We start from the raw sequence: 319 nt of genomic DNA, 5'->3' as shown, positions 1-319 counted from the left end.
ATCCTCATCGGCGGAGCATTAGCGCTGGTCTGCCTGGTCGGCTGGGTCTACGAGTACTACCGCGGCTACTTCGCACGATGAACCAGCCAGAACGACGAGCACGTGACCAGAGGAAGACACAGGTGCCCACATGAGTCCTCGACCTGAAACAGGCAGCAGGAAGACCTCGCGCGCTGAGCTGCGCCCCCGCGACGATTATGAGATGACCGTGGCGGAGGCCTCCCGTATCGTGCGCCAGTTTGAAAACGGTACGCTCGATCCGGAGCTGCCAGGAACGATCGACCTTGTCAACGAAGCACACCGGGTCAGACTCCACCAG

Annotated in this window: 1 protein-coding gene; it reads left to right on the top strand. The window is 61.1% G+C overall.

Annotated features, from left to right (window positions below; translation table 11 throughout):
• Positions 1-130: 130 nt before the first annotated feature.
• Positions 131-319 (top strand): hypothetical protein (locus tag SB719_RS19400; RefSeq protein ID WP_412159636.1); only part of this gene is annotated, 189 nt, incomplete at its 3' end.

This window comes from Pantoea sp. SIMBA_079 (genome assembly GCF_046940275.1).
Classification (GTDB): domain Bacteria; phylum Pseudomonadota; class Gammaproteobacteria; order Enterobacterales; family Enterobacteriaceae; genus Pantoea; species Pantoea borealis.
This window is presented reverse-complemented; position numbering and strand designations above follow the sequence as displayed.